This window comes from Quisquiliibacterium sp. (assembly GCF_982640115.1).
Genome location: NZ_CEXFHW010000263.1, coordinates 1 through 3,768 on the forward strand (window position 1 = coordinate 1; position 3,768 = coordinate 3,768).

Genomic DNA, 3,768 nt, shown 5'->3' on the forward strand with positions numbered 1-3,768 from the left:
GAATGGGTCGCGCGGCCACGCTGCGTCGGCGCTGGCCAGGCTGAGCTGGCGAGCGCCGGCATCGGGCAGGGGGCCGGCCGCCATGCGGACCTGCGCGGCTTGCGGTGCCCGCTGCCCGCCCGGGTCGGCCACCGACAGCGCGAGGCTGCGCGCGCCGCCATCGATGGCCAGGGTGATGACGCTCCAGGCGTGCAGCGGCAGCGGCGCGGCCGTTTCGATCTCGCTCTCGCCGCCACCGGCCATGCCCACCCGCGCCCGCAGGGTGAGCGCGGGCGTGAGTTCGATCTCGAAACCTGCGCCGGAGTCGGCGCGGCAGGAGGCCACCACCTGCCGGCCGGCGCGCGCCAGCGTGGGCAGGATGCGGACCGTGAAGGTGCAGGCGGTGAGCCCGGTCAGCATCCCCGCGGGCCCCAGGGTGGCCCATGACCCCAGCGGCACCGCTTGCGCCGCCGGCTCGGCCAGCGTGCGCACCGCCATGGGCGCGGGCTCGGTGCGCACCCCACCGATGGCCGGGTTGGGGTCGGCGCAGATCACCCGCTCGACGCGCGCCTCGACCGGGCTGCCGGTGGTGTTGGCGACATGGAAGCGCAGGGTCTGTCCGGGGCGCACGGACAGGCGTTCGGCGTAGCCGGCGAGCGGCAGCATGGGAGCTCCGGGGTAGAAGGCAGGACGCGATGGTGCGCGGCGCCTGCGGGCCCGGTCAAGGCGATGCCGTCAGGCGCCCAGGGCCAGCACGACCGCCGACTCGTCGATGCTTGCGCAGGCGGCGCGCCCGGGCGCGAGGCTGCCCGCGCGGCGCGTGAACCCGACCAGCTGCAGTCCGCCATCGAGGCGCAGGGCGACCTCGGCATCGTCGGGCGCCATGCCGACGCGGGCGATGCACCCCCCGAGGCGATTGCGTCCGGGAGCCGCGGCCATCCGCCCGGCCACGCGCACGGCCGTCGCCTTGCACAGCGCGATCACCGGCAGGCCCGGGCGCAGCGCCAGCAGTTCGGCGCTCTCGGCGGTGAGGCGCGCGTGCAGTGGCGTGCCGTCGGCCAGCGCCAGGCCGACCCGCACCGCGCCGCCGGCCGAGGGTTCCAGACCCGAGACCGAACACGGCAGGGCATTGCGCATGCTGGTGCGCAGCGCGAGCCCCGCGAGCCCGCTGGTCGCCAGTTCGCTGCCCACACCCAGGCTTGCGAGGGCTGCCCGGCGGGCGCCGGCCAGGCGATCGGCCGCGTCGAGGACGCGGTAACCCGCCGCGGTCAGCCGGGCCCCGCCGCCGCCCGCGCCACCCACGGCCTTCTCGACCATGGGCTGGCCGGCGAGGTTACCCAGGGTTTCGATCGCCTGCCAGGCAGCCTTGTAGCTGATGCCCACGAGGCGCGCCGCCTCGGAGATGGAGCCGGCCTCGGCGATGCGGCGCAGCACGTCGATGCGCCGGTCGGCCGGCTCGTGACCCAGCGCCTGGGCAAGGCGCAGCGCCGGCGCATGGCGCGCGGTTGCCAACGCGGGCGAGGCGGTTCGGGTACGGGTCGCTGCCATGGGCCGATGCTACACTCGCTATTCCCTTTTTGAACAGCGGTGAGCCGTGCCCGCTTCCGTCTTCTTTCGCGCGATCCTGCTGTCGCTGCTGGCTGTGTCGACCCTTGGCCAGCCCGCTGTCGCGGCCGAGGTGCATGTGGCGGTCGCCGCCAACTTCGCGGCGCCGATGCAGCGCATCGCCCGCGCCTTCGAGGAACAGACCGGCCATCGGGCGCTGATCGCGCTGGGCGCCACCGGCGCCCTGTACGCGCAGGCGCGCCACGGCGCGCCCTACGGCGTGTTCCTGGCGGCCGACGAGATCACGCCGCGGCGTCTGGAAACCGACGGTCTGGGGGTGCCCGGAACCCGCTTCACCTACGCGGTGGGGCGGCTGGTGCTCTGGAGTCCTCGCCCCGGGCTGGTCGACGACGCCGGCGCGGTGCTGCGCGAAGGGCGCATCCAGCGTCTGGCGCTGGCCAACCCGAAGCTCGCGCCCTACGGCGCCGCTGCCGTCGAGGTCATGACGCGGCTGGGTGTGCTCGAGGCGCTGCGACCGCGCCTGGTGCAGGGCGAGAACATTGCCCAGGCCTATCAGTTCGTCGCCAGCGGCAACGCCGAGCTCGGCTTCGTGGCGCTGTCGCAGGTCCAGACCGACGGCCGGATCGCCTCCGGTTCGGCGTGGCTGGTTCCGCAGTCGCTGCATGCGCCGTTGCGCCAGGACGCCATCCTGCTCGCCGCCGGCCGCGACAATCCGGCGGCGCGCGCGCGGCTCGAGTTCCTGCGCGGCGAGACGGCGCGCGCGCTGATCCGCGCGCACGGCTACGAGCTCTGAGTCCGGACGGACCCATGGATGCCGTACTGAGCGAGTCGTCGCTGCAGGCCATCCGGCTCACGCTGGCGCTCGCCGCGCTCACCACGCTGCTGCTGCTGATCGTCGCCACGCCGCTGGCCTGGTGGCTGGCCCGCACCGCGTCGCGCTGGCGCGCGCCCATCGCGGCGCTGGTCACCCTGCCGCTGGTGCTGCCGCCGACCGTGCTCGGCTTCTACCTGCTGGTCGCGCTGGGGCCCGAGGGGCCGCTGGGCCGGCTCACGCAGGCCCTGGGCTGGGGCGTGCTCTCGTTCACCTTCACCGGGCTGCTGATCGGCTCGGTGGTCTACTCGCTGCCGTTCGCGGTGCAGCCCATCCAGCATGCCTTCGAGGCCATCGGCAGGCGGCCGCTCGAGGTGGCGGCCACCCTGCGCGCCGGACCCGTCGATGCCTTCTTCACGGTCGCCCTGCCGCTGGCCCGCCCGGGCCTGATCACCGCCGCGATCCTCAGTTTCGCCCACACCGTGGGCGAGTTCGGCGTGGTGCTCATGATCGGCGGGAACATCCCCGGACGCACCCGCGTGGTGTCCACCGAGATCTACGGCCACGTCGAGGCGATGGAGTATGCGCAGGCGCACTGGCTGGCCGGCGGCATGCTGCTGTTCTCGTTCGCAGTCCTGCTGGGTCTGGCGCTGATGAAGCGGCGCAGCCCGGGCCTGTTGTCGTGACCGGGCCGCTGCGCATCCGGGTCGCGCTGGCGCGGCCGACGTTCACCCTGGACGTCGACCTCGAGCTGCCGGGCAGCGGCATCACCGTGCTCTTCGGCCCGTCGGGCTCGGGCAAGACCACGCTGCTGCGTGCGGTCGCCGGGCTCGAGCCGCGGGCGCGCGGCGAGGTCCGGGTCGCCGGTCAGACCTGGCTGGACAGCGCCGCGGGCGTGCGCCTGCCGGTCTGGCGTCGGAGCCTGGGTTACGTGTTCCAGGAGGCCAGCCTGTTCGAGCACCTCGATGTCCGCGGCAATCTCGCCTACGGTCTGCGTCGCGCGGGCGCGGTGGCGCCTGGTGCCGGGCCGGCCGACATGGTGGCGGGCGACGGCCCGGCGGCGCTGCAGGCCGCGATCGAATTGCTGGGCATCGGCCATCTGCTCGGACGCGGCGTCGACGGACTGTCGGGCGGCGAGCGGCAGCGGGTGGCGATCGCCCGGGCGCTGGCCACCCGCCCGCGGTTGCTGCTGCTCGATGAGCCGCTGGCCGCGCTCGATGCGGCACGCCGCCACGAGATCCTGCCCTGGCTCGAGCGCATGCGCGACGAGCTCAGTCTGCCGATGCTCTACGTGACCCACTCGGCCGACGAGGCCGCCCGGCTCGCCGATCGAATGGTTGCCCTCGATACCGGCCGGGTGCGCGCCGACGGCCCCGCAGCCGAGGTGTTCGCCGCAATCGACGCGCCCGTGG

General features: G+C 74.5%; 5 protein-coding genes. 3 read left to right on the forward strand and 2 right to left on the reverse strand.

Annotated features, from left to right (window positions below; genetic code table 11):
* Window positions 1–645 (reverse strand): hypothetical protein (locus AC2H6A_RS18505; protein ID WP_484275192.1); only part of this gene is annotated, 645 nt, incomplete at its 3' end.
* Window positions 646–714: 69 nt separating this feature from the next.
* Window positions 715–1,527 carry a TOBE domain-containing protein gene (locus AC2H6A_RS18510; protein WP_484275193.1) on the reverse strand — a complete coding sequence of 271 codons (813 nt, stop codon included), beginning with the start codon at window positions 1,525–1,527 and terminating at the stop codon, window positions 715–717.
* A gap of 46 nt (window positions 1,528–1,573) precedes the next feature.
* Here AC2H6A_RS18510 and modA point away from each other — a divergent pair, with 46 nt between their 5' ends.
* The 3 genes from modA to modC all read left to right on the forward strand — a co-directional run.
* Window positions 1,574–2,338, forward strand: a complete 765-nt coding sequence (gene modA, locus AC2H6A_RS18515) for a molybdate ABC transporter substrate-binding protein (protein ID WP_484275194.1) — start codon at window positions 1,574–1,576, stop codon at window positions 2,336–2,338.
* Between the two features lie 14 nt (window positions 2,339–2,352).
* Window positions 2,353–3,042 carry a molybdate ABC transporter permease subunit gene (modB, locus tag AC2H6A_RS18520; protein ID WP_484275195.1) on the forward strand — a complete coding sequence of 230 codons (690 nt, stop codon included), beginning with the start codon at window positions 2,353–2,355 and terminating at the stop codon, window positions 3,040–3,042.
* The coding region (gene modC / locus AC2H6A_RS18525; protein WP_484275196.1) for a molybdenum ABC transporter ATP-binding protein at window positions 3,039–3,768 on the forward strand (730 nt) is incomplete at its 3' end. The genes modB and modC, both read left to right, overlap by 4 nt.